The organism is Actinospineispora spinosispora DSM 44797 (assembly GCF_000429025.1).
In the GTDB taxonomy this organism is placed as follows: Bacteria; Actinomycetota; Actinomycetes; order Mycobacteriales; family Pseudonocardiaceae; genus Pseudonocardia; species Pseudonocardia spinosispora.
The window spans coordinates 31,497-54,243 of record NZ_AUBB01000034.1 but is presented as its reverse complement, the minus strand read 5'-3'; the positions used below and the strand labels follow the sequence as shown (position 1 = coordinate 54,243).

The following is a 22,747-nucleotide window of genomic DNA, read 5'->3' as shown; positions in this document are numbered from 1 at the left end:
GGCCTGGCCTCGCCCCGGCTCAGAACCAGCGTTCCAGCACGAGCGCCACGCCGTCCTGCGTGTTCGGCGCGGTCACCTCGTCGGCCACCGCGAGTATCGCCGGGTGCGCGTTGCCCATCGCCACGCCGTGCCCCACCCACTGCAACATCTCCAGGTCGTTGGGCATGTCCCCGAAGGCGATCACGTCCGCCTGGTCCACCCCCGCAGCCGCGGCGACCTCGGCCAACCCGGTCGCCTTGGTTACCCCGGCGGCGGCGGCTTCAATCATGCCGCTCGGGTCCGACCAAGTCAGTGACACGTCCTCGCCGACGTGCGGCGCGAGCGCGGCGAAGATTTGGTCACTGTTCAGCTCGTCGTGACGAATCAGCAGCTTGATCGCCGGAGACTCCGCCATCTGCGCCCTGGGCACCTCGCGGTAGGCGTCGGTCCAGTTGGGCCGGCGGCCGGTCTCGATGCGCGGAATGGAGATCTCGTCATCCGCCCGCTCACCGACCCATTCGACGGCGAGCCAGGAACCCGGCACGGCGCGCTCGGCGATCGCGGACAGCTCACGCAGCTGCTCGGGCTTCAGCGTGATCGCCGACAGCACCCGGTCCTCGGCGATGTCGTAGAGCACCGCGCCGTTCGCGCACACGGCGGTCTTCACACCCGGCAGGTACCGCGCGATCGGCGGAATCCAACGCGGCGGACGGCCGGTGACCAGTACGAACGGCGTGCCGCTCGCAAGGACGTTGGCGACGGCGGTGATCGTGCGCTCGGTGGGCTTGGGGTGGGGCGGCAACAACGTGCCGTCTACATCGGAGGCGACCAGGCGGGGTTGCTGCACACCTCTCAGCCTAGGTCAGCGAGAAATCCCGCCCACTGCTCACGTCCGAAGACGAGCACGTCACCGCCCGGGTTCTTGCTGTCCCGAACCGCAACAGCATCACTGGCCTCAGCAACCTCGACGCACTCCTGGCCCGGATTGCTGAATGAGGACTTTCGCCACGGCCCAAACACGCGGCCAGCCTACAGAGCATCCCTCAGCCGGAGGAGTAGTCGCCGGCTCTGCTCAGGCCCATTTGCAGCTGCTCGCAAGTGACCCCACAGCTCCGAATACTCTGCGGTGCGCTTCGGATCATGCAGATACTCATTGTTCTTGTAGTGCTCCAGGAAAACGATGTTCACTGCTGTTCGTTCCTGGTAGCCGAACATCGTGAAGTTGTGCGAGTGCCCCGTGTAGTAGCCGGCATCGAACGGCACGACCTGCAGCTCGACGTTGGGTCGATCCGCGAGCTCGACCAGGTGTTCCAGTTGCACTCTCATCTCAAGTAGCGTCCCGGCGGTACGCCGTAGTGCCGCTTCGTCGAGAACGAACTGGAATGTCTGCGCACTGTCAGCCAGCACCCGCTGCCGAGCCAGGCGGGCTTCGACGTCCCGGGCGACCTGTTCGGCCGACGGTGATGGCCGCCAAACCCGATACAGCGTTCGCATGTAGTCCTCGGTCTGGAGCAGCCCAGGTATCACCTGGTCTCGATACGAACAGTACGTCTTGCAGGTTGCTTCCATCTCTATGAACAGCCGCATGCTCGGGATGAACTGGGTACTGAAGGCATTGCGTTTGGTGCGCCGGTTGGCTCCTCGCAGCAGGTCCAACACGTACTCACGGTCAGAGTCCTTGGCTCCGTACAGATCCATCAACGCGTCCGCTTCCAGAGGACGAATCCCGCTGCCGGACTCGATGTGGGCGATCTTCTGCTGCGTGCAGCGCAGCACTTCAGCTGCCGTCTGTTGAGTTGCAGCAGCGGCCACCCGCTGTCGGCCCAGCTCGAGGCCGAGCATCACCTTCATCACCGCCGGTGGGAGTCTCAGCTCAGACACGCTCTTCCTTATCTCGTGTACTCGCGTTAATGTGTATATCACATCCGACTGCACGAATACGGGGACAACGTGGCTACCGCGCTGGAACACGCCTTAGGGCCGCACACGGTCGCCGACTGGCGCGCGGCCAGACACTCACCCGGCGGCGACCGCCTGGAGCTACTACTGGGCCACTTCCACTCCTCACCGCCACGCGACGAAGCACACCAGCTCGTCATCGGCGCGCTGTTCCACGCGCTGTGGTCGGCGGTGTCGGCCGCGTCCCGCCCGGACCTGCACGTACTCCCGTCCGAGCCGGTGGAGATCAGCACGGCATGGCGGACGGTGCTGGTCCCGGACGTCGCGGTGTTCAACGCCCCGCCGCAGAGGACCACGCTCGCGGCAAGGTCGCTGCTGCTCGCCGCGGCGGTCTGGCCCCCGGCGAGCACCTGGCACGAGCGGGAACTGAAGCTCACCGGCTACGCCGGAGCCGGCATCGAATACCTGTGGACGGTCGAACTCAGCCCAGCCCACCGAGGCCCGCACCGGTTCCGGGCCCACCGCCTGGTCCACGGCACCTACCGCGAGGAACTGACCGACAAGACGGGCGCACAACTCCCCAGGGTGCCGGCCCCGCTCCCGGTAACCCTGGACACCCGAACCCTCTACCTGTGACTGTTCAAGTCCGCAATGGGGTCGACGGAACGCCGTATGCTGGACACATGCCTACCCCGGTCACGTTCACTGCCACCGTCATCAAGGACGGCGAGTGGTACGTCTCGCGCTGCTTGGATGTCGAGGTAGCGAGTCAGGGCGAAACGATCGAGGAAGCCTTGGCGAACCTGCGTGAGGCACTCGAGCTGTACTTCGAGGACGAGCCGGTGCCAGCGAATCTCGTGCACCCGCTGGTCACCTCGGTCGACGTGCGGCTGTCTGCGTGAGCCCAGCTTTATCGCAGCTCTCCGGCAAGCAGATCATCGCGGCGCTGGAAAAGATCGGCTTCGAGCACGTCTCAACCAAAGGCAGTCACGCCAAGCTCCGTCATTCAGATGGCCGGCGGACGATCGTGCCGCTTCATCGCACGGTCGCGCGCGGCACCCTTTCCTCGATCTTCCTCCAAGCGGGAGTGACCGCTCAGGAGTTTCAGAAGCTCTTGAGCTGACCGCTCAGGTCGCCGCGGCTTCCTTCTCCCTGCGGCGGATCGCCTCCAGGCGGTCCTTGTGGTCGCTGCCCCACGCGCCCAGCGGAGCCAGCGCGTCGTTCAGGGTCTTGCCGTAGTCGGTCAGCGAGTACTCGACCCTCGGCGGCACCTCGTGGTAGGCCTCGCGGTGCACGACCTCGTCGCGCTCCAGCTCGCGCAGGTGCTGGATCAGCATCTTCTCGCTGACGCCGACGAGCGCCCTGCGCAGCGCACCGAACCGCATCGAGCCGTGATGGTGCAGCTCCCACAGGATGAGCACCTTCCACTTGCCGCCGACCACGTCGATGCCGGCGTCGATGCCGCAGACGAACGTCTCGCAGGTCTTGCTCATCACTCACCTTTCGGTAAGTACCGCACTATTTAGTCCGTACTTGTCCGATCCTATAGCTCGATCCACGATCACACCATGACTTCAGAACCTGTCCCAGAACCTGTCCCAGAATCTGTCACCGTCCTCGGGCTCGGCGTCATGGGCAGCGCGCTGGCCAGGGCATTCACCGCCGCCGGCCATCCGACGACCGCCTGGAACCGCACTCCGGGCCGAGCCCCCGACCTGACCACCGTCACCCGCACCGAGACCGTCGCCGAGGCGATCGAGGCGAGCCCGCTCGTCGTCGTGTGTCTGCTGCACTACGACGTCGCCTACGAAGCATTGCGCGGCGCCGAGGACCGGCTGGCCGGCACGACGCTGGTCAACCTGTGCAACGGCACCCCGGCGCAGGCCCGCGCGATGGCGACGTGGGCGGCCGGGCACGGCGCGCGCTACCTGGACGGCGGCATCATGGCGGTCCCGCCGATGATCGGCGGCCCGGACGCGATGACGCTCTACAGCGGCGACCCGGAGGTATTCGCCGCGCACCGCGACACCTTCGGCGCGCTGGGCACGCCGCTGCACCTCGGCGCGGACCCGGGCGTCGCGGCATTGCACGACATCGCGCTGCTCAGCGGCATGTACGGCATGTTCGCCGGATTCCTGCACGCGGTGGGTCTCGTCCGGCCGGACGGGATCAAGGCGACCGAGCTGATGACGTTGCTCGAACCGATGCTGCGGGCGATGCTGCCGTCGCTCACGCACGCCGCCGAACAGATCGACAGCGGCGACTACGACAGCAACGTCACCTCGCCACTCGCCATGCAGCTGGCCGCGTTCGGCAACTTCTTCGACACCGCACGGGACCAGGGCATCCGCCCCGACCTGCTGACCGGCATCCACACCCTGATGTCCGAAGCGGTCGCCTCCGGCCACGGCAACCACGACATCGGTGCCCTGATCGAAGTCATCAACGTATGACACGAATGTGGCTTTAGGGACATTGAGCGTCTCCATAGCCACATTCGTGCCGCCGGAGGCCTACGCTGGGGCGGCGTGAGCGGATCAGACCGGAACATCGCGCAGTTGATCGTCGACATCCTTGAAGCCGAAGGCGTCGAGTACGTATTCGGCATACCGGGCGAGGAGAACATCGGGCTCATCGATGCGCTCAACGAGTCGTCGATCCGCTACATCCTCACCCGGCACGAGCAGGCCGCGTCGTTCATGGCCGAGATCTACGGCCGGCTGACCGGCAAGGCGGGGGTGTGCTCGGCGACGCTCGGGCCCGGCGCGATCAACCTGCAGCTGGGTGTCGCCGACGCCACCACCAACTCGACACCGTTGCTGGCGCTGTCCGCCCAGGTCGGACTGGACCGCATCTTCAAGGAGTCGCACCAGGTCGTGGACCTGGTCGGGTTGTTCCGGCCGATCACCAAGTGGTCCGAGCTGGTCCCGGCGCCTGCCGCGGTGCCGGAGATGTTCCGCCGGGCGTTCAAGACCGCGCAGACCGAACGGCCCGGCGCCACCTACCTGGCGATCCCGGAGGACGTCGAGGCGGCGCCGATCCCGGTCGGTGCGAAGCCGCTGCCGATCAACCGGGTGCGCGCCGAGGAACCCTCGCCCGCGCAGGTGTTGCGCGCGGCCGCCGTGCTCGGCGCCGCGAAGGCCCCGATCCTGCTGGCCGGGCACGGCGCGGCCAGGGACGGCGCCGGGACCGAGCTGCTCGCGCTCGCCGAGAAGTGGCAGGTGCCGGTCGCCACGACGTTCCACGGCAAGGGAGTCTTCCCGGACGACCACCCGCTCGCACTGGGCGCGGTCGGTTTCATGCGCCACGACTACGCGAACTTCGGTTTCGACGCCGCTGACGTGATCGTCGCGGTCGGCTACGAGCTGCAGGAGTTCGACCCGGTCAAGATCAACCCGGGCGCGGACAAGAAGATCATCCACGTGCACCGGTTCGCCGCCGAGGTCGACGACCACTATCCCGTCGAGGTCGGTATCGAGGGTGACATCTCGCGGTCGCTCATCGCGCTGGGCAACGCGGTCGCCGGTCCGTTCGACGGCGGCACCGGGACCGGGAAGATCCGGGGCCTGCTCACCGACGAGCTGGACCGGGGTTCGACCGACGACCGGTTCCCGCTGGTCCCGCAGCGGGTCGTGGCCGACACGCGCGCGGCGCTGGACCGGGAGGACATCGTGCTCGCCGACACCGGCGCGGTGAAGATGTGGATGGCGCGGCTCTACCCGACCTACGCGCCCAACACGTGCCTGATCTCCAACGGGCTGTCCACGATGGGTTTCGCGCTGCCCGGCGCGCTCGCCGCGCACCTGGTCCACCCGGACCGCAAGGTGCTGGCCTCGGTCGGCGACGGTGCGTTCCTGATGAACTCGCAGGAGATCGAGACCGCGGTGCGGGAGAACATCCCGCTCACGGTCCTGGTCTGGGTCGACGACTCGTACGGGCTGATCGAGTGGAAGATGGACCTGGAGCTGGGCCGGCACAGCAACGTCAAGTTCAACAACCCGGACCTGGTCAAGTACGCGGAGAGCTTCGGCGCGCGCGGCTACCGGATCAGCTCGGCCGACGAACTGTTGCCGACCCTGCGCGAGGCACTGGCCGACGACGGCGTCTCGATCATCGCCTGCCCGGTCGACTACTCGGAGAACCTGCGCCTCACCGACCGCCTCGGCGAGCTCACCGGCCCCTTCTGACCTCGTGAGTGTTGAGTGTGGCTATAGCCATACTCAACACTCACGAGGGGTACAGGACGTCCTTGCCCAGGTAGGGGCGCAGCTGCTCGGGGACGACGACCGAGCCGTCGGGCTGCTGGTGGTTCTCCACGATCGCCACGATCCAGCGGGTCGTTGCGAGGGTGCCGTTGAGGGTCGCGGCGATCTGGTTGCGGCCGTCGGCGTCGCGATAGCGGGTGTTGAGGCGACGGGCCTGGAACGTCGTGCAGTTCGACGTCGAGGTCAGCTCGCGGTAACGCTGCTGCGACGGCACCCAGGCCTCGCAGTCGAACTTGCGCGCCGCGCTCGCGCCCAGGTCACCGGCGGCGACGTCGATCACCCGGTACGGCACCTCGACGGCCGCGAGCATCTCGCGTTCCCAGGCGAGCAGTCGCTGGTGCTCGTCGGCGGCGTCCTCGGGACGGCAGTAGGAGAACATCTCGATCTTGTCGAACTGGTGCACCCGGATGATGCCTCGGGTGTCCTTGCCGTAGCTGCCGGCCTCCCGACGGAAACACGTCGACCAGCCCGCGTAGCGCTTCGGCCCGGACTCCAGGTCGAGGATTTCGTCCGAGTGGTACCCGGCGAGCGGCACCTCGCTCGTGCCCACCAGGTACAGGTCGTCGTCGCGCAGCCGGTACACCTCGGCGGCGTGCGCCCCGAGGAACCCGGTGCCCTCCATGATCTCCGGCTTGACCAGCACCGGCGGGATCATCATGGTGAACCCGGCCGCGACGGCCTTGTTCATCGCCAGCGTCAGCATCGCCAGCTGCAGCTGCGCGCCGATACCGGTGAGGAAGAAGAACCGGGCGCCGGACACCTTCGCGCCCCGCTCGCTGTCCAGTGCCTTGAGGCCTTCGAGCAGCTCGACGTGGTCGCGCACGTCGAAGTCGAACTCACGGGGCGTCCCGACGTGGTCGAGCACCACGAAGTCGTCCTCGCCGCCTTCCGGTACCCCGTCGATGATGAGGTTGGGCAGCGCGCGCTGCGCGTCGGTGAGCGCCTGGTCGGCCTCGCCCTGCTCGACCTCGGCCGCCTTGACCGCCGAGGCCAGCTCCTTGCCGTGCGCCAGCAGCGAGTCGCGTTCGTCGCCGCGCGCCTTGCCGATCTTCTTGCCGAGCTGCCGCTGCTCGCCGCGCAGAGTGTCCGCCCGCCCCACCGCTTCCCGACGGCGCTCGTCGGCGGCCAGCAGCGCGTCCACGGCACTCGGGTCGGCTCCCCGGGCCCGCTGCGAGCTCCGCAGCGCCTCAGGGTCATCACGCAGCAACTTCAGGTCGATCACAGGTCTAGCCTAGGCCTGTCCCGCGCGGAGTTTTTCTGTGACCACCCCCTCGCTTCGCTTCGGGGATGCTCCCAGAAAAACAAGCTCCTTCGTCGCCGGGCGCGCGCTTGTGCCCACCATGGGAGCCGCCCTGGTCGTGGGCGAGGTTGGTTGCGGACATTCACTACGCCGGCCTTCGCCGGAACCCCTTCGGAGACTGGCGGAGCCAACTTTCACGCGGTCAGCACCACGGCGATCGCCGGACCGAAGGCTGCACCCAGGAGGTAGAAGAGGGTGAACAGGCCCATTGCTGTCGGGCGGAGACGGTCCGGCACAGCCGCCCCGGCGCGCAGACCCAGCGCGCCCTGGCCGGTCGCGGCCGACAGCGAGCCGACGCCCATCCCGCAGAGCATCACCGCAACGGACACCCACCCGCCGACGAAGACCGCCAGAACGGCAACGGCCGAGCCGCCGACCAGGCAGCTCACCAGCAGCCATGACCGCAGCCGCGACGTGAAGGCCACCAGGAACCAGGAGAGCAACCCGCCGGCGAGATACGGCGCCAGCAGCACCAGCCCCAGCTCCGCGTTGCTCCATCCGGTCCGGGCAGCCAGCAGAACCGGCGCCGCGTAGACGAGCGCGAAGTTGACCACCGCCAGGGCGAACGCGAGCCCGGTCGCGCCGAGGAACGCGGGCGAACGCAGCAGCGCCGACGGCACCACCCCGTCCGGGACCCGCCGTATGTGCAGCGCGAACAACACCGTCACCACCAGTACGACGACCACCGCGACCACCGGCCGGTGCGCGATGAAGACCAACGCCGTCACCCACGCCACCAGCAGCCCGGCCCCGACGAGGTCCGCGGAACCGGTGTCCGCGCGGACCGAAGGCACCCGCCAGGCCACGGGCACCGCGAGCAGGCTGAGCAGCGGCAGCACCAGCACGACCGGCCAGGCCAGCGCCGAGGACAGCGACGTCCCGATGAGCGGGGCGAGCGCGCCGACCATCGCCAGCGTCGCGGTCACCACACCCATCGAGGCGGGCGTCGCGGCCAGCTGCAGCGCCACCACCGTCATCCCGGCCGAGCCGAGCCCGGTCAGCCCCTCACCGAGCACGAGCATCGCCAGCCCACCACCGAGCGCCGCGAACGCCGCGAGCGCCGAACCGAGCAGCAGCGCGACACCCGAGGCCAGCAGCGTCGACCGGTGCCCGCGCCGGGTCGTCAGCACGCCGGACAGCGGCGTGCCGACGGAGATGCCCCAGCCGAACGCGGTGACGACCGCCGCGGCCGCCGCGAGCCCCACGCCGAGGTCCCTGCCGATCTCGGCGAGCACCAGCGTCGGACCGGTGATGCCGAACGACAGCGGGCCGGCGAGCAGCGCCAGCCAGACCGGCGACACCGGGCGAACCGTCACGGTGCTCATGAGCCGTACGGGTGAACGACCCGCGCGGTCCGCAGTGCCCGCGCCCACCAGCCGAGCTGGTCCAGCATGGTCTTCACCGCACCGACAGCGGCCGGGTCCCGCACCCAGCCCGCCTCGTCCAGCCCGTCGTTCACCGAGATGCTGACCCCGTCGCGCACGGTCATCGCGTGGACCTCGGCGAACACCAGCCGCAGCTGCTCCACCGCGCGCAGGCCCCTGGCAACGCCGCCGTAGGAGACGAAACCCACCGGCTTGGCCGCCCATTCCTGGTACGGGAAGTCGATGGCGTGCTTCAGCGACGCCGGGAAGCTGTGGTTGTAGTCGGGAGTGATCACCACGTAGGCGTCCGCCCGGTCGACCCGCGCCACCCAGTCCTGCTGTTCGGGCGTCGCCTCGGCGGGCATCGGGTTCGGCAGCGGCAGCTCGGCCAGGTCGACGACATCGAGGTCGAAAGCCGGATGCGGCTGGGCGTGCGTGACGAACCAGCGCGCGATCGCCGTGCCCGACCGGCCCTCCCGGGTGCTGCCGATGATGACGGCCAGCCGGATTTTCCGCTCGGTGCTCATGATGTCCTCCGTTAGTCTCGGTTGCTCTCGCACTGAAGGCGTGAGATCCGTTCGCGAGATCGGATCTCGCGAGTCGCGATGGAGTCGCATGTCGCCGGAGTTGATCGGACGGGCACATCCCGTCGAGCTGTTGCGCGCCGAGGTCGACGGTCTGTTGTCCGGCCACGGTGGGCTGGTGTTCGTCACCGGCGAGGCCGGGATCGGCAAGACGTCGCTCCTCGGCGAGGTGGCCGCCGAGGCGAGGCAGCGCGGCGTGCGGGTGCTCAGCGGGTCCTGCTGGCAGGACGGCGGCGCCCCGGGGTACTGGCCGTGGGTGCAGGTCGTGCGCAACCTGGCCCGTTCGGCGGGGACCGAGGAGTGGTCGGAGGCAGCGGCGGCGGCCGGCCACGACATCGGGCCGCTGCTCGGTGAGTACGGAACAGCCGAGGACGTCACCGACGGTGCCAGGTTCCGGTTGCACGACGCGTTCACCACGCTGCTGCTGACCTCGGCGCGCGACCAGCCGATCCTGGTGGTGCTGGAGGATCTGCACTGGGCCGATCCGGCGTCGCTGCGGCTGCTCGACTTCCTGGTCCGGCACGCCTGGTTCGAGCCGATCCTGGTCGTCGCCAGCTACCGGGACGTGGAGCTCGACGCGCCGGGCCATCCGTTGCGGCCGCTGCTCACCCCGATGCTGTCGAGGGCCACCACGGTCGGGCTGACCGGCCTCGACGCCACCGAGGTCGGCGCGCTGATCGCCAGGACCACCGGCACGGAACCGAGTGCCGAGCTGGCCGACGCCGTGCATCGCCGGACCGGCGGCAACCCGTTCTTCATCGAGCAGACCGCGCAGCTGGGGCCGTCGGTCACCTCCGGCGTGCGGGACGCGGTCGCCCAGCGCCTCGCGCTGCTCCCGGACGGGCTCGACGAGCTGCTGACGCTCTGCTCGACCCTCGGCCACGACTTCGAGACCGCGCTGCTCGCCTCGATCGCCGGGGCCGCCCCCGACGAGCTGGACCGGCTGCTGGAACCGTCGGTGACCGCCCGGCTGGTGACCAGAGCGGGTGCCGGTCGCTACGCGTTCGTGCACGACCTCGTCCGGGAGTCGCTCTACCGGCGTCAGTCGGAGACCGGTCGACGCGAGACCCACGCCGCGATCGTGCGCGGGCTGCGGGCCAATCCGTCCCTCGGCGGGCGGCCGGGACTTCTCGGCTATCACGCCGAACGCGCCGTGCCGGTCATCAGCGAGACAGTCGCGGCGGACCTCCTGCTCGCCGCGGCGCGGGACGCTCGGTCCCGGCTGGCCGCGGAGGAGGCGGTCACGCACTACCGGTCGGCGCTGAACCTGCGCGGCGGCGCCGACGCCACGGTGATGCTGGAGCTGGCCGACCAGCTCGACCAGGCGGGCGAGCTCAACGAGGCACGGGAGACGTTCCGGGCGCTCACCGCGATGGGCCGCCGCACGGACGACGCGGTCCTGGTCGCAACGGCGGCTCTCGGTCAGCAGCGGCTGGGCAACCCGGACCCGTACACGCTCACCGAGGTCGAGCTGCTGGACGACGCGCGGCGCCGGCTCGATGCCGCACCCGTCGAGCACCCGGCGCTGGCGGCCCGGGTGCTCGCCGCGGCGGCGATGGCACGCACTCACCAGTCACTGCACGTCTCCGGCGGACCGGAGCTGAGCGTCCAGGCGGTGGCGCGGGCGCGCGCGGCCGGCGACGACGAGACCCTGGGCTGGTGCCTGCTCGCCCGCCACGATGCCGAATGGCGCCCTGGCACCGCCACCGAACGCGTCGAGCTGCTGGACGAGCTGACCGCCGCCGCACGGCGCGCCGGGCACCTCGAGCTCGAATCGCTCGCGTCGTTCCTGCGTTCGGTGGCGCTGTTGGAACAGGGATCACCGGCGGCGTACCGCGAGTTCGCCGGGTTCGAAGCGCTCGCCGAGCGCACCCGGCTGCCCCGGCACCGCTATCTCGCGCTGTCGAGACGGGGCGGGTTCGCCGCGCTGCACGGTGACTTCGCCCGGGCGAGGCAGCTCTTCGACGACGCGCTGGTGCTCGGCGTCGACGTCGAGGAGGGCGACGCGCGTCGAATGTGGCGCGACCAGATGTGGGCGGCGCATCTGCTGTGCGGGGACGTCGAGAACGCGACCGCCAGCGCGCGAGCGGCCAACCCGGAGGATCCGTTCGTCGGGTTCCTCGAAGGGGTCACCTCGGCCTACGAGGGCGATGTCGAGAAGGCACACGCCCGGCTCGCGGAGATCGAGCGCTACGCCGAGCGGATGCCGCGACAGTTCAGACCGGCCTGGCTGGTGTACCGCACACAGCTGGCGGTGGTCAGCGGCGATGACGTGCTGTGCGAGCAGACCAGAGCGGAGCTGCTGCCGGTCGCGGACAGCTGGGCGGTGTTCGCCGGTGGCGGGGTCGTGTGGGGCTCGATGCGGCACTGGCTCGCCGAGCTCGACCTGGCCCAGGGGCGCTGGGACGACGCGGTGACCGGGTTCGACACGGCGGTCGGGTCGGCGTGCCGGTTCGGTGCGCGTCCCTGGGTGGTCATGGCCCGTGCCCGGCTCGCCGTCGCCCTGCGCTCGCGCGGCGACTTCGGACGGGCGGCGTCCGAGGCCGCCTCCGCCCGTGAGGAGGCGGCGGAGCTGGGCATGTCCGCGATGCTGGACCGGGTGCTCCCGGCCCCCGAGCGGCCGGCCGATCCGGCGGCGGCTTCGGAGTCGGTCTTCCGGCTGGACGGCGAGGTGTGGACGGTGCGGTTCGCCGGCCGCACCGCGCACGTCAAGGACGCCAAGGGCATGCGTGACCTGCACTCGCTGCTCACCCGGCCGGGCAAGGACGTGCCGGCCGTCGAGCTGCTCACCCCGGGCGATGGTCGGGAGCCGGCCCGGCTCGGCGCGGACCCGATGATCGACGACGCGGCCCGGTCCGCCTACCGCGCCAGGCTGCGGGTACTGGAGGCGCAGATCAACGACGCGCTGGACCGCTCGGCCGACCGGAGAGCAGCGCAGCTGGACCGGGAACGCGACGCGCTGCTGGACGAGCTGCGCAGGGCGACCGGGCTGAGCGGGCGGTCCCGGCGGCTCGGTGACCAGACCGAACGTGCCCGCCAGACCGTCACCGCGCGCATCCGCGACACCCTCAAACGCCTGCGCGGCAGCCATCCGGAGCTGGCGGAGCACCTGGACGCCTCGGTCTCCACCGGCGCCCACTGCCGCTATCACCCGGTGGTTCCGCCGCCCTGGCTGCTCTCCTGATCCGTGCAACAACGCAACAAAGCCGTTCGGACGCTGCATTACCCCGGATGAGAGCGCACACTGGACCGTATGGACGTACAACGGATCACCCGCTCGGGGTTGGGCGCGTCGCGGCCGCCCGACGAGCTGATCTCCGACCCGGTCGCGACGAGGGTGCTCCGACCGCACCTGATCCGCAGCGGCTTCTTCCTGGCCATCCTGCTGGTGTTCGCGCTCGGCTGGGGCTTGACGGTCGGTCTCGCGGTGCTCAGTTCGAGCGTCGTGTTCACCACCGACCGGGTGGGTATCAGTCCGGGCCTGGCCGCCGTGCTCTCACCGATCTGCCTCGGCGGCATGGCGTGCGCGCTGCTCGGCTGGCTGGTCGCGACGTTCTTCCCGGTGCGCGAGCCGATCACCGAGTTCGGCGCGCTGCTCGACGGGGACGCCGACCGGGCCGACGAGGTCTACCGCCGGATCTCCGATTCGTTGACCGCGCGCCGGACGCCGTTCCACGTCGAGCCGGAGACCGTGGGCGATGTGCCGTCGATCGTCATCCTGCAGGACGTGGAGCGCGCGGTGATCTCGGTGCGCGCGGTGGGTTCGGACCTGTTCGTCGGCTGGGTCATGTGGCGCAACCGGTCCACCGCGCGGCTGCTCGCCGGGATGCTGCGGGACATGATCGAGTGGACCGAGGACAGCGTCCCGCAGTCTGTGCGCGCGACCCTGCCGCTGGCCATGCGCGAGATGCTGCACAACGTCACCCGCGAGGCCCTGCAGACCCCGTGAGTGCCGCGGCCGCCTGTAGGCGGCCGCGGCACTCACGGGTCACAGGACGGCGACGGCGACGACGAGGCCCAGCGCGAGGTGCGCGGCCGAGACGACCTTCGCCTCGGGGCGCAGCTCATCGGAGGTCATCAGCAGGTTCATGTCGATGCCGGTCACGAACTCCAGGATCCGCACCGCGATCGCCTGCGCCACGATGCCGACCAGCCCGTACAGCAGCGACGAGAGCAGCCCTTCGAGAAGGTTGCCCGCCGAGCCGTAGATGGCGACGACGACGATGAACGCCATGCTCACCATGCCGGCCGAGGTCACCACTACGGCGTTCGGCTTACCAGCCCTGACCAGGGCGTTCAGCTTGCCGGGTGTGGTCAGGTCGATCGCGTAGAAGCCGATGATCATCATCAGCAGACCGAGCAGGGCGTAGATCAGGATCGCGGCCAGCCCACCACCGACCACGCCGAAGAACCCGGGCGCCAGTGCCAGCACCGATGTCGTCACGTGAAGTTCCTCCCTGAGCTGAGTCTCAGCCGCGACGCCACCCTACTGGAGCAGCCGTCAGGACTCTGGTATCCGGTGCGGCACGAACGCCGCGCCGTCGTCGGTGACCAGGCCGGTGGTCTCGCGGATGCCGAGGCCCGCCGAGTGATCGCCGACGATCCACGCGCCCAGCGCCGGACGGAAACCCTCGAACTCCGGCAGCGGGTCGAACAGCTGGTACACCCAGCCGCCGCCGAGACCGTCCTCGGTGTAGACGCCACCAGTCTCGACCTCGTACCCGGGCGCCACGATCGAGATGTTCGAGCCCTCCCGGCCGAGCCGGGGCTTGCGCACGTACTCGGTCAGCATGCCCGGCTGGTCGAGATAGGCCGGCAGAAGGTTGGGATGTCCCGGATACATCTCCCACATGACCGCGAGCAGCGCCTTGTTCGACAGCAGCGTCTTCCACAGCGGCTCGATCCACAGCGTCTCCGGCAGGCTGCGCAGCGCGTGCTTGCCGAAGTCGTCGGTGAGGATCCACTCCCAGGGATACAGCTTCGTCAGGCACTTGATCGGCGACTCGGCAAGGTCGACGAAACGGTCCAGCGCCACGTCGTAGCCGAGGTCCTCGATCGCGAGACCGACCGTGTCCAGACCCGCCTCGGCGGCGGTCTCCTGCAGGTACGCGGTGGTGATGTGGTCCTCACCGCTGGCGTCCGCGCGGGACCAGGTGAAGTGGATCTCCGAGCCGGGCAGCGTGCCGGCGATCTCGGTCCAGCGTTCGACGAGCTTCTCGTGCAGCGAGTTCCACTGGTCGTCGTCGCCGTGGGTGTCCTGCAGCCAGTGCCACTGCACGATCGACGCTTCGAGCAGCGTCGTCGGGGTGTCCGCGTTGTACTCCAGCAGCTTCGCCGGACCGGAACCGTCGTAGCGCAGGTCGAACCGGCCGTACACGTGCGGATCGGACCGCTTCCAGGACGCCGCGACCGCCTCCCACGACCACTCCGGCAGCGCGAAGTCCTTGAACCGCTCGGTCGTCACGACGTGGTCGACCGCTTCGAGCGACATCGAGTGCAGCAGCTCGACGTCCGCTTCCAGGGCCAGCACCTCGTCCATGTCGAAGACGTAGTGCACCGACTCGTCCCAGTACGGCCGCGACACCCCACCCTCGCCGCGCCCGGGCGTGTCGTACACCAGACCCTGCTCGCCGATCTTCTGCTTCCAGTCCGGCCTCGGCGTGCCGTGTGCTCTTCTCACGGTTCAGGAGCCGCCCGACTTGCCGGAGGAGCCGGAAGAGGAACCGCCGCTGTTCACGCCGAAGCCACCTCGGCTGACGCTGGAGGACCCGGCGACGGTCTTGCCGGACGGGGTACGCACGGTGGCGTTCTTCGGCGGTGTCGTGGTGCCACCGGTGGCGACCTGCCCGACGTTGCCGGAGCCGCCGTAGTTGTAGTGGTACTGGCGGCCGCCGCCACCGATGAAGATCGGGATGAAGCCGAAGCCACCGGAGTGGTACTGCTGCTGTGTCCCGGCAGCGGCCGGCTGCACACAGTTGCTGTCGTCGACGACCACGTTATTGTCATCGGTGCAGCGCGCCTCGACGCTGTCCTCGTCGTCGCGGGACGCGGCATAGCCGATCGCCACGACGGCGACCAGCCCGACACCGACCGCGCCGCCGATGAGCATGCGCTTGCGCTTCTTCGCCTGCCGGGCCTCTTCCTCCCAGCGTTCCTCTTCCTCTTCGAGCGCACGCTTCTCCGCCTGCTGGCGGGCGCGCTGCTCGGCGAGCGTCGGCTCACGCGGCGCCGTGTTCTCGTCCTGGTAGCTGATCCGACCGGTGCGCTTGGGCGCCTCGTCGGTCTTCTCCGGCTCGTCGCTCGCGGCAGGCCCGTCGGTCTTGCCCGACTCGTCGGCCTTGTCGAAATCCGGGAGCTGGATCGGCTCGGGCGGCTCGCGATAGGCCGTCGGATCGCCCTGCGACGGCTTGTCACCGCTCGTCGACTCAGGCCGCTCCGAGCGGGGCCGTTCTCCGTCTGTACTCAAATCCGATCACCCCAGCGCGCACCGTACCGGCCCTCTCCCCACCACACTATCGTCGCCTCGACCGCTCATCGGACGTTTTCCGCACCCGAAGGCGGCGCAGATCCGTTCAGCCAGGCATTAATCGCAGCTCAGAGACCAGCCACCGCGTGATTCCACCCCGAAACCTGACGTGGCACCCCCTCGGCGGCATGATGTCGGGGACATGGATCCGACCGCACCCCACGAACCCGGCGACGCGCCCAGCCGTCTCAAGCTGGATCGTCGCCACGTCATCGTCGTCGTGGGTCTGCTCATCGGTGCGGTGATCATGTTGCTGACCGCGGCGGTCAACGCGACCACCGGCGCCGAGGTCCCGGTGCTGAGCACCCTGGCGACCGCGCCGGTGCCGGACGACCAGAAACCGATCGCCGAGCGCACCCCGCCGCCGCCGACCCCGGGCACCTGCCTGAGCTGGCGCCGCTCGGACGCCGCCGACGCCGAGGCCATCGACTGCACGAGTCCGCACCTGTTCGAGCAGGCCGGCGCCGTGCAGCTGGCCGACATCCCGGCCGACTCGTCGATGCCGGACAACCAGACGTTCCGCAAGCTGGTCAACGACCGCTGCACGCCGCTGGTCAACAACTATCTCGGCGGCAAGTACGACCCGAACGGCGCGTTCCGCGCCGGTGCGCTCAAGCCGTCGCAGAAGAGCTGGTCGAACGGCGACCGGTCGTTGCGCTGCGGTCTGCAACGCTTCTCCCGCTCCGGCGCGCTGTACCCGATCGTCGGCACCGTATCCGGTCAGGACCAGTCCGACATCCAGCAGCCCGGCACGTGCCTGGGCATCGACGGGCCGTACGTCGGCGACCCGGTCGACTGCTCCGTGCAACACGCGATCGAGTCGGTGGGCTGGATCGACCTGAGCCAGAAGTTCGACAAGTACCCCTCGGAAAGCGACCAGGACAAGTACCTGCAGCCGCAGTGCAGCAAACTCGCGTCCAGCTACGCGGGCGGCGACAACGTCATCGGCGACAAGAAGCTGTCCGTTCTGTGGGACAACCTGGCACAGGAGTCGTGGAACGCCGGCAGCCGCAAGGTCGCCTGCAACCTGGCCGCGCAGCTGCCGGACAAGAGCGGCTTCGCGCCGATCATCGGCAGCGTCAAGGGCCCGGTGCAGGTCGGTAACCAGCCAGCGTCCCCCGCCCGCCCGACCGCGTCCCCCGGTGCCCCCGCCCAGCCCTCGCCCGGCCGGGACCCGTCGAACAACACCGGCTCGGGCGACGTGCCGAACCCCGGCAACCCGGAGAGCCCGCAGCTGCCCACGTCCGGCATCCCCGATGCCCCGAAGCTGGACCAGCTCGGCAAGGATTTACTCAACGAAAAGCCGGGCCAGCCCCAACCAGGCGACAACGCCCCCAAACCAGGCGACCTACTGAAGCCGAGTAGCTGATCTGATCAACCGGCCACGGGATCGTAGCGGACCATCCCGTCTCCCAACCCGGCTCCGCGAGTCTCCGAAGGAGTTCCGGCGAAGGCCGGGCAGTGAATGTCCGCAACGACCCACCCAACTACCAGGGCGGCTCCCCAGGTGAGCACAAGCGCGCGCCCGGGCGAGTCCTCGAGCCTTTTTTTCTGGGAGTACCCCAGCGAGCGTTTACGCGAGCCGGGGTGGTCACAGAAAAAAGCCGCGCGCGGAACAGGCCCAAAAAGACAGCCTGCACCCTCCCCTAGCCACTAGAACCCCACAACCCGACCTGCAGAACCCAGCCACAAGGCCGTGCAACCCCATGGCCCGACCTACCGAGGCTGACCCGAGCTAGCGGGAGTCTCCGCCGGTGACGTCGCCTGGTTCCGGGGAGCCCTGCTCCCAGGACTTCAGGCGCCAGGCTCCTGGGGCGGGGGCGTCCGCCAGAGGGGCCAGTTCCACCCGTCCCGCGTTGGGGACGTACTCGGTCTCGGCTGTCTCACCGATCAGGGCCGCGGCCGCCATGCGGATCGCGGCGCCATGGCTGACCAGGACGATCGGGCGGTCCGGCTCGTCGGCGTGACGTGCCCAGAGCTCGGCCACCACGGGCAGGTACCGGTCCCGCAGGTCCTGCGCGGACTCGCCGCCGGGCAGCCTGCGCTCCAGGTCGCCCTCGGCCCAGGCCGCGTAGACCTCGTCGAACCGGGCCCGTGCGTCCTCGTCCGAGCGGCCCTCCAGGTCGCCGCAGAAGACCTCGTGCACGCCCGCCACCGTCTGGACCTCGAGCCCCACCGTTGCGGCGATCGGCGCGGCCGTCTGCTGCGCCCGGATGGCCAGCGACGAGTACACCGCGGCGATGTCCATGCCGGTGAACCCTGCCGCCGCGGCCCGCGCCTGTGCCTGGCCCAGCTCGTTGAGCGGGGCGCCGGGCAGGATCGTGTCGAGGGTCTTGTTCACGTTGGAGTTCGTCTGGCCGTGGCGGACCAGAATCAACAGTGGGCCCGTCATGCCGAAGTCCCCGCTCGTATCTCGTCCAGCCAGGCCGCCGCTGCCGCGAAGCGTTCCGCCCCGTGCCCGTTGACCAACCCGCTCGCCGGGCTCACCCGAGTCTCGCCGACGCCGTCCGGAACCGCACACCGTGCGTAGGAGCCGAGGTAGCGCACCCGTGTGCAGCGGCGGTGCAGCGCCGCCAGCGCCTCGCCCATCGCAGGCTGTGCGATGTGCCCGGTGCAGTCCAGGTGGAACCAGTACTCGTCGCGGCGGCCCTTGATGGGCCGGGACTCGATCCTGGTCAGGTCGATGCCCCGGACCGCGAGCTCGGTGAGGATGCCCAGCAGCGCGCCGGGCACGTTCTCCGTCGTGGTGGCCAGCGTCGTCCGGTCGAACGCGGTCGGCTCCGGCGGCGCACAGGGGGGCCGGACCAGCACGAACCGGGTCACCGCGGCCGCTGTGTCGGCGATGTCGTCGGCCAGGATCTCCAGCCCGTGCACGCTCGCCGCGACCGGTGCCGACACCGAGGCGTCCAGTTCACCTCTGGCCACCTGGGCCGCCGCCTCCGCTGTCGAGCTGGACATCGAGATCGTGGCGCCGGGCAGGTTCGCGGCCAGCCAGTGCCGGGTCTGTGCCTCGCCGTGCGGGTGCGAGGCGACGGTCCGGATGTCGCCGAGCGCCGTGCCCGGCCGGACCATCAGCGCGAACCGGACGGCGATCTGGGTCTCCCGCACGATCACCAGCGGCGGGTCGTTGACCAGCGAGTCCAGCACCGCCGGGACGCCGCCCTCGACGCTGTTCTCGATCGGGACACACGCCAGGTCCGCCTCGCCGGACCGCACCGCGGCCAGCGCGGAGGTGGTGGTCGCGGCGGGCACCAGCTCGGCACCCTCGGACTCCGGCAGACGGAGCAGGGCCTGTTCGGTGAACGTGGCACGCGGACCGAGGAACGCCAGACGAGTCACCCGACCGACTCTATGCGGTGCGCCACGAACGCCCTCGGGTGGCCGGTTCACCTACCGTGGGGCGCGTGGCGGACTTTCCTGAGTTGGTGTTGGTCGCTGTCGACGAGCCGATGGCCTCGGCATGGGACCGGGTGGCCGCCGCCCGGCCATGGGCCAGGGTGTTCCGGGGCTCGGTAACCGACCTGACGGTCGACGCCGTGGTCAGCCCGGCCAACTCGTTCGGGCTCATGGGCGGCGGCATCGACGGTGTGTACGCCCGCTGGCTGCCCGGCATCGAGCGCCGGGTGCGCGCGGAGATCGGCTCCACCCATGCGGACGGGGAGCTTCCGGTCGGCTCGGCGCTGCTCGTGTCCACCGGCGCCAAGGCACCGCTGCCGGCCTGGCTGATCAGTGCCCCCACGATGCGCAACCCCGGGGAGCGGCTCGACCCTGCCGGGGAGAACGCGTACGCCGCCGCGATGGCCATCCTGACGCTCTGGCGGGACGGCACGACCTCGGACGGCGAGCCGGTCAAGGACGTGGTGCGCTCGTTCGCCCTGCCCGGCCTGGGTACCGGCGTCGGTGGCCTGTCCCCACGTACTTGCGCCGACCGCGTCACCCAGGCCCTGGACGACGTCCTCGGCCGCTGAAGCGACTCACCCCCGCGAGTCGCTGGATTCCGCGGCGCGAGTCGCTGGATTGTGCTGTGCGAGTCGCTGGATTGTGCTGTGCGAGTCGCTGGATTGTGCTGTGCGAGTTGCTGGATTGTGCTGTGCGAGTCGCTGGATTGTGCTGTGCGAGTTGCTGGATTGTGCTGTGCGAGTTGCTGGATTGTGCTGTGCGCGCCTCCCGCGAGTGGGGACTTCAGGAAAGGAGGCCCAGGGTCGCCAGCTCGGCGCCGGGGACCGCGACCCTGCCGGAGCCGCAGCGGGCCAGCAGACCGCGCACCGCGCCACCTGCGGCATCGGACAGCTTGCCGATCTCCTTGGCGAGCACGTCGGCGTCGGTCTCGGCGAGCGCACCGCGGACATCACCGTTGACCAGCGCGCGAGCGACCGCGACCAGCATGTTGAGCATGCCGTGCTGGAGCTGACCGGTCGCCTCGTCGATCCGGCGGACCACGTGCGGCAGGCCGAGGCTCGTGGTGAACCCGGCGGGCGCACCGTCGGCCGCTTCCAGGAACGCCGCGACGTCCGAATCCGACGGCACGTCCGAGGCGCGGGGGCCACCGCAGCGCAGCTTCGGGGTGCACCCGTGCTCGGCGACCCGGCGCACGGCCGTCAGCCACTGCTCGGTGTCGCCTTCGAGGGGCCTGCGCGGCTCGACGACCGGAACCATGTCGTCCGGCACGAACTCGGAGACCCGCTCCAGCCAGACGCCGTCGACGTCCGGCGGCGCGGCCGTCTCCAGGGTGCGCGGGGTCAGCAGCAGGTCTCTGGACAGTGCCAGCGACAGCGCCTTGGGCACCGCGCCGAGGCCGGTGTCCACCACCAGCGAGATGTCCACCGGAGCGGTCGGGTGCAGCTTGACCAGCTCGGACACGAGCTCGGAAAGCCGGGAGACGGGGCAGACGAGCTGTCCGACCAGTCCGCCGTACTCACTGTCACGGGCGTTCAGGTAGTGGGCGGCAACCTCGGACATCGCCGGGCGCAACTGCTTGGGGAGCAGGAGCGTGGTGTCGTCGACGAGGTTGGCAAACAGAGTCGGGATCGGGGCCGGAGCTCCGTCGGGCTCGCCTTCGTGCGCGGTCGACACCGGCCGAACCTAACCGCTGCCCGGTGAGGCGGCCACAGCCACCCCCCTTTGCGGCCGGTGAGGCGGTCCACTCAGTCGGGTGTATCGCAGTCACCCGGACAGTAGGTTAGGCTCACCTAACAAACCTGGAGGTGGCCCTGTGGGCAGTACTCGACTTCGCCGGCCGCTCGCGCCGACCAACGCCGAACGCGCGCGCAGCATTGCAAGCCGTGGCGGTCAGGCGGCCGTGGTCGGCCTGAACGACACCCAGCGGATCGTGCCGCTGCTGCACCACGTGCACGCGGACGGCACCGCGACGTTGCTGATGCCCAGCGACCACGCGCTGCTGGACGCCGTACGACAGGGCCCGCGCAGCGGGCTGCCCGCCATGCTGGAGCTCACCGACACCGCGCCGGTCGACCTGCGCGAGCCGGTCCGCGCACTGCTGTGGATCAGCGGCTGGCTCGTCGCGCCCGGCCCGACCTACGCGCGCAGGCTCGCGCTGGACATCGCCAGCGAGCGACCGCGCCCCGGCCTGCTCGACCTCGGTCACGGCGCCACGATGCTGCGGCTGCGCCCCGGCTCGGCCGTCATCGCCGACACCGAGGGCACCGGGCCGCTCGCCCCGGCGGAGCTGCAGGCCGCCGACCCCGACCCGTTCTGCCTCCTCGAGGACGGCTGGCTGTCCCACCTCGAGGACGCGCACCCGGACGTGTTCACGTCACTGGCCAGGCACCTGCCCGAGCCACTGCGCGCGAAACCCGGCTGCCGCATCCGTCCCCTGGGCGTCGACCGCCTCGGCATCCGGCTGCGCGTCGAGGCCGAGGACGGCGACCACGACGTGCGCCTCGGTTTCGAGTCGCCAGCCGACGACTCCGAGCAGCTACGCGCTCAGGTCGGACTGCTCATCGGCTGCCCGTTCCGCGGCGCGAGCTGAACCGGCCTTCGCGCCGCGCGGCTGGGCGGCGATCTGCGCCTTCACCCAGCCGGTGACCTTGCGCTCGGCGTAGAACGACACGAACGGCACGGTCCCGGCCAGCGCGATCAGCACCGCGCGCACCGGGCTCCACCGGCACCGCTCGGCGAGCACCAGCGTGAACACCACGTAGATCATGTACAGGAACCCGTGCGCGGCACCGACGATCGCAACGGGTGTGCTGTTGCCCCAGATGTACTTCATCGGCATCGCGTAGCACGTCAGGATGATCAACCCGACACCTGTGACGTACGCCGCCACCCGGTACGCGTTCAGCACGATCTTGCGACTATCCATGGCTCAGAACCTGCCCGCACATGCCGCTCACCTTACGCGCGGGCGCCGTCACTGTTCCTTGGCGGCCAGTGCGGCGAGCATCCGGTTGTAAGCGTCCATCGCCGGGTCGGCCTCGTCCTCCACGGCGGCCGTGTCGCGGCGCGCATCGGCGACGGTCCGACGCGACGGACCAGCCAGAATGGGCTCGTCGACCGGAGGCGCGGACTGCTTCTCGACACGCTTGCGCACCGGCTTCTCCGGCGCGTTCGCGCCGGCCTCGGCCTCTTCCTCGTCGAGTCGCTGGGACTCCAGCCGCAGCATCCGCCACCACATCACCGCGAAGAACACCGCGAAGAACGGCCACTGCACCGCGTACGCCATGTTCTGCAGCGAGTGGGTGACCATCGAGACATCCCACTGCCAGTTGCACAGGAACAGGCAACTGACCACCACGATGAGGATGACGACATGCCCCACCACCCAACGCGGGGCGAACACGAAGCGGCGCACCTTGCCAGGGTAGCCG

At 69.8% G+C, this 22,747-nt stretch carries 25 protein-coding genes; 10 read left to right on the top strand and 15 right to left on the bottom strand.

Annotated features, from left to right (window positions below; translation table 11 throughout):
* Positions 1 to 19 precede the first annotated feature (19 nt).
* Genes G406_RS0116915 through G406_RS0116910 form a run of 3 tightly spaced genes read right to left on the bottom strand, consistent with a single transcriptional unit; the run spans position 20 to position 1,860 of the window.
* Positions 20 to 826: a Cof-type HAD-IIB family hydrolase gene (locus G406_RS0116915; protein WP_028934742.1), complete on the bottom strand. Its 807-nt coding sequence runs from the start codon at positions 824 to 826 to the stop codon at positions 20 to 22.
* Positions 827 to 831: 5 nt separating this feature from the next.
* Positions 832 to 999 carry a DUF397 domain-containing protein gene (locus G406_RS55730; protein WP_084216132.1) on the bottom strand — a complete coding sequence of 56 codons (168 nt, stop codon included), beginning with the start codon at positions 997 to 999 and terminating at the stop codon, positions 832 to 834.
* A 9-nt stretch (positions 1,000 to 1,008) separates the two neighbouring features.
* Positions 1,009 to 1,860, bottom strand: a complete 852-nt coding sequence (locus G406_RS0116910) for a DUF5753 domain-containing protein (protein WP_028934741.1) — start codon at positions 1,858 to 1,860, stop codon at positions 1,009 to 1,011.
* A 69-nt stretch (positions 1,861 to 1,929) separates the two neighbouring features.
* On the opposite strand from G406_RS0116910, the gene G406_RS0116905 reads away from it, so the two are divergent.
* Genes G406_RS0116905 through G406_RS0116895 form a run of 3 tightly spaced genes read left to right on the top strand, consistent with a single transcriptional unit; the run spans position 1,930 to position 3,001 of the window.
* Positions 1,930 to 2,514 (top strand): Uma2 family endonuclease, encoded by a 585-nt coding sequence (locus G406_RS0116905; protein WP_028934740.1) that lies wholly within the window; start codon positions 1,930 to 1,932, stop codon positions 2,512 to 2,514.
* Between the two features lie 47 nt (positions 2,515 to 2,561).
* Positions 2,562 to 2,780, top strand: a complete 219-nt coding sequence (locus G406_RS0116900) for a type II toxin-antitoxin system HicB family antitoxin (RefSeq protein ID WP_028934739.1) — start codon at positions 2,562 to 2,564, stop codon at positions 2,778 to 2,780.
* A complete protein-coding gene (locus G406_RS0116895; protein WP_028934738.1) occupies positions 2,777 to 3,001 on the top strand; it encodes a type II toxin-antitoxin system HicA family toxin in 225 nt (74 codons plus the stop codon). Before G406_RS0116900 ends, G406_RS0116895 begins: the two co-directional genes overlap by 4 nt.
* A gap of 4 nt (positions 3,002 to 3,005) precedes the next feature.
* Here G406_RS0116895 and G406_RS0116890 read toward each other — a convergent pair whose 3' ends face one another.
* Positions 3,006 to 3,371, bottom strand: a complete 366-nt coding sequence (locus G406_RS0116890; RefSeq protein WP_028934737.1) for a winged helix-turn-helix transcriptional regulator — start codon at positions 3,369 to 3,371, stop codon at positions 3,006 to 3,008.
* Between the two features lie 75 nt (positions 3,372 to 3,446).
* Here G406_RS0116890 and G406_RS0116885 point away from each other — a divergent pair, with 75 nt between their 5' ends.
* On the top strand, positions 3,447 to 4,331 hold the full coding sequence (locus tag G406_RS0116885; RefSeq protein WP_051342222.1) for an NAD(P)-dependent oxidoreductase: 885 nt from the start codon (positions 3,447 to 3,449) through the stop codon (positions 4,329 to 4,331).
* A 75-nt stretch (positions 4,332 to 4,406) separates the two neighbouring features.
* The gene (locus G406_RS0116880) at positions 4,407 to 6,065 is read left to right on the top strand and encodes an acetolactate synthase large subunit (protein WP_211241176.1); all 1,659 of its coding nucleotides are present in this window, start codon (positions 4,407 to 4,409) and stop codon (positions 6,063 to 6,065) included.
* 40 nt (positions 6,066 to 6,105) lie between these two features.
* Here the strand turns inward: G406_RS0116880 and serS are convergent, their stop codons facing one another.
* The 3 genes from serS to G406_RS0116865 all read right to left on the bottom strand — a co-directional run bounded on the left by serS (position 6,106) and on the right by G406_RS0116865 (position 9,334).
* Positions 6,106 to 7,365, bottom strand: coding sequence for a serine--tRNA ligase (gene serS, locus G406_RS0116875; RefSeq protein ID WP_028934734.1), 1,260 nt, complete (start codon positions 7,363 to 7,365; stop codon positions 6,106 to 6,108).
* Between the two features lie 212 nt (positions 7,366 to 7,577).
* Positions 7,578 to 8,768: an MFS transporter gene (locus tag G406_RS0116870; RefSeq protein WP_037077070.1), complete on the bottom strand. Its 1,191-nt coding sequence runs from the start codon at positions 8,766 to 8,768 to the stop codon at positions 7,578 to 7,580.
* The gene (locus tag G406_RS0116865) at positions 8,765 to 9,334 is read right to left on the bottom strand and encodes an NADPH-dependent FMN reductase (protein WP_028934732.1); all 570 of its coding nucleotides are present in this window, start codon (positions 9,332 to 9,334) and stop codon (positions 8,765 to 8,767) included. Before G406_RS0116865 ends, G406_RS0116870 begins: the two co-directional genes overlap by 4 nt.
* An 88-nt stretch (positions 9,335 to 9,422) precedes the next feature.
* Here G406_RS0116865 and G406_RS0116860 point away from each other — a divergent pair, with 88 nt between their 5' ends.
* Positions 9,423 to 12,575: an ATP-binding protein gene (locus tag G406_RS0116860; RefSeq protein ID WP_028934731.1), complete on the top strand. Its 3,153-nt coding sequence runs from the start codon at positions 9,423 to 9,425 to the stop codon at positions 12,573 to 12,575.
* Positions 12,576 to 12,644: 69 nt separating this feature from the next.
* Positions 12,645 to 13,340 (top strand): hypothetical protein, encoded by a 696-nt coding sequence (locus tag G406_RS0116855; RefSeq protein ID WP_028934730.1) that lies wholly within the window; start codon positions 12,645 to 12,647, stop codon positions 13,338 to 13,340.
* A 39-nt stretch (positions 13,341 to 13,379) separates the two neighbouring features.
* Here G406_RS0116855 and G406_RS0116850 read toward each other — a convergent pair whose 3' ends face one another.
* The 3 genes from G406_RS0116850 to G406_RS47495 are packed head-to-tail and all read right to left on the bottom strand — an operon-like array spanning position 13,380 to position 15,857.
* On the bottom strand, positions 13,380 to 13,835 hold the full coding sequence (locus tag G406_RS0116850) for a DUF350 domain-containing protein (RefSeq protein WP_084216129.1): 456 nt from the start codon (positions 13,833 to 13,835) through the stop codon (positions 13,380 to 13,382).
* A 57-nt stretch (positions 13,836 to 13,892) separates the two neighbouring features.
* On the bottom strand, positions 13,893 to 15,071 hold the full coding sequence (locus G406_RS0116845) for a glutathionylspermidine synthase family protein (protein WP_028934728.1): 1,179 nt from the start codon (positions 15,069 to 15,071) through the stop codon (positions 13,893 to 13,895).
* Between the two features lie 3 nt (positions 15,072 to 15,074).
* Entirely contained in the window at positions 15,075 to 15,857 is a 783-nt protein-coding gene (locus tag G406_RS47495; RefSeq protein WP_051342221.1) for a hypothetical protein, read from the bottom strand.
* A 202-nt stretch (positions 15,858 to 16,059) separates the two neighbouring features.
* On the opposite strand from G406_RS47495, the gene G406_RS47490 reads away from it, so the two are divergent.
* A complete protein-coding gene (locus G406_RS47490; RefSeq protein WP_051342220.1) occupies positions 16,060 to 17,286 on the top strand; it encodes a septum formation family protein in 1,227 nt (408 codons plus the stop codon).
* A gap of 366 nt (positions 17,287 to 17,652) precedes the next feature.
* On the opposite strand, the gene G406_RS47485 is transcribed toward G406_RS47490, so the two are convergent.
* Complete coding sequence (locus G406_RS47485; protein WP_064742948.1) at positions 17,653 to 18,309, bottom strand: histidine phosphatase family protein; 657 nt, start codon at positions 18,307 to 18,309, stop codon at positions 17,653 to 17,655.
* Positions 18,306 to 19,256 (bottom strand): prephenate dehydratase, encoded by a 951-nt coding sequence (pheA, locus tag G406_RS0116825; protein WP_028934727.1) that lies wholly within the window; start codon positions 19,254 to 19,256, stop codon positions 18,306 to 18,308. Before pheA ends, G406_RS47485 begins: the two co-directional genes overlap by 4 nt.
* Positions 19,257 to 19,321: 65 nt before the next feature.
* Here pheA and G406_RS0116820 point away from each other — a divergent pair, with 65 nt between their 5' ends.
* Entirely contained in the window at positions 19,322 to 19,885 is a 564-nt protein-coding gene (locus G406_RS0116820; RefSeq protein WP_245607139.1) for a macro domain-containing protein, read from the top strand.
* 214 nt (positions 19,886 to 20,099) lie between these two features.
* Here the strand turns inward: G406_RS0116820 and G406_RS0116815 are convergent, their stop codons facing one another.
* Positions 20,100 to 20,990: a hypothetical protein gene (locus G406_RS0116815; protein ID WP_028934725.1), complete on the bottom strand. Its 891-nt coding sequence runs from the start codon at positions 20,988 to 20,990 to the stop codon at positions 20,100 to 20,102.
* A 139-nt stretch (positions 20,991 to 21,129) separates the two neighbouring features.
* Here G406_RS0116815 and G406_RS0116810 point away from each other — a divergent pair, with 139 nt between their 5' ends.
* Complete coding sequence (locus G406_RS0116810) at positions 21,130 to 21,906, top strand: DUF2470 domain-containing protein (protein WP_028934724.1); 777 nt, start codon at positions 21,130 to 21,132, stop codon at positions 21,904 to 21,906.
* Here G406_RS0116810 and G406_RS47480 read toward each other — a convergent pair.
* Positions 21,853 to 22,242 (bottom strand): DUF3817 domain-containing protein, encoded by a 390-nt coding sequence (locus G406_RS47480; RefSeq protein WP_051342219.1) that lies wholly within the window; start codon positions 22,240 to 22,242, stop codon positions 21,853 to 21,855. The two genes, G406_RS0116810 and G406_RS47480, sit on opposite strands and share 54 nt — an antisense overlap.
* A gap of 48 nt (positions 22,243 to 22,290) precedes the next feature.
* Positions 22,291 to 22,731 (bottom strand): hypothetical protein, encoded by a 441-nt coding sequence (locus G406_RS47475; RefSeq protein WP_037077068.1) that lies wholly within the window; start codon positions 22,729 to 22,731, stop codon positions 22,291 to 22,293.
* Positions 22,732 to 22,747: the final 16 nt, after the last annotated feature.

Excerpts from the sequence above, each read along its gene's own strand:
- G406_RS0116890 (WP_028934737.1), bottom strand. The coding sequence starts at position 3,371 with ATGAGCAAGACCTGCGAGACGTTCGTCTGCGGCATCGACGCCGGCATC.
- G406_RS0116870 (WP_037077070.1), bottom strand. The coding sequence starts at position 8,768 with ATGAGCACCGTGACGGTTCGCCCGGTGTCGCCGGTCTGGCTGGCGCTG.
- G406_RS0116885 (WP_051342222.1), top strand. The coding sequence starts at position 3,447 with ATGACTTCAGAACCTGTCCCAGAACCTGTCCCAGAATCTGTCACCGTC.
- G406_RS47480 (WP_051342219.1), bottom strand. The coding sequence starts at position 22,242 with ATGGATAGTCGCAAGATCGTGCTGAACGCGTACCGGGTGGCGGCGTAC.
- G406_RS0116865 (WP_028934732.1), bottom strand. The coding sequence starts at position 9,334 with ATGAGCACCGAGCGGAAAATCCGGCTGGCCGTCATCATCGGCAGCACC.
- G406_RS0116900 (WP_028934739.1), top strand. The coding sequence starts at position 2,562 with ATGCCTACCCCGGTCACGTTCACTGCCACCGTCATCAAGGACGGCGAG.
- G406_RS0116860 (WP_028934731.1), top strand. The coding sequence starts at position 9,423 with ATGTCGCCGGAGTTGATCGGACGGGCACATCCCGTCGAGCTGTTGCGC.
- G406_RS0116855 (WP_028934730.1), top strand. The coding sequence starts at position 12,645 with ATGGACGTACAACGGATCACCCGCTCGGGGTTGGGCGCGTCGCGGCCG.
- G406_RS47485 (WP_064742948.1), bottom strand. The coding sequence starts at position 18,309 with ATGACGGGCCCACTGTTGATTCTGGTCCGCCACGGCCAGACGAACTCC.
- G406_RS47490 (WP_051342220.1), top strand. The coding sequence starts at position 16,060 with ATGGATCCGACCGCACCCCACGAACCCGGCGACGCGCCCAGCCGTCTC.